This is a genomic window from Amycolatopsis sp. cmx-4-54 (genome assembly GCF_046548895.1).
Lineage (GTDB): Bacteria > Actinomycetota > Actinomycetes > Mycobacteriales > Pseudonocardiaceae > Amycolatopsis.
In genome coordinates this window covers 1-539 of record NZ_JAEBEJ010000034.1, presented here as the reverse complement: position 1 = coordinate 539, position 539 = coordinate 1, and the positions used below count along the sequence as shown (strand labels likewise).

General features: G+C 61.0%; 1 protein-coding gene. It reads right to left on the bottom strand.

Going from position 1 to position 539, the window contains the following annotated elements:
- On the bottom strand, nucleotides 1–527 hold a 527-nt coding region (locus tag ACLJQ7_RS42630; protein ID WP_410653877.1), incomplete at its 3' end, for a hypothetical protein.
- Between the last annotated feature and the right edge of the window lie 12 nt (nucleotides 528–539).

The following is a 539-nucleotide window of genomic DNA, read 5'->3' as shown; positions in this document are numbered from 1 at the left end:
GTTATCGGCGGCGCGTTCCTTCTTTCAGTGATGGCTTTAAAAGTCAGTGCCACCTGGGCCGCGCCGTCCGCGTCGGTAAGCCTGCTGATTTCGATGGCGTCGATATCGAGTCGGCTTCTCGGCATGTAGCTTATACGACGCACCTGGTCTTTGGGAACAGGCGGCAGCGTCTCCTGCAGAAATAGCCACTCTTCATCCCCCACGACGCGGCTGGAGATGATGGTGTTAGGCAGGACGCGCCCGTCATACAGCTCGACGAGAATGTCGCGCCGGGTGGCCTGCTGGCTGAGCCGGTACTGGTTATAGCCACTGCGGTAGACCACGAGTGCGCCAGCGCTGTCATTGATGTCGCGGGCCAGCGTAAACTCGTCGCTGCCGGACGGCACATGAATCTCGCGCCACCGGCCAGACAGTTTATACAGCGTGCGCTTGAGGCCGTGCATTTCCGCGCGTCCGAACACCGTGAAGCCCATTTTCTCGCCCAGCTGCAGCGTGCCGCCCGGGTCAACGGTGTAAGGGTTGCCCACCTCGTTATCCCA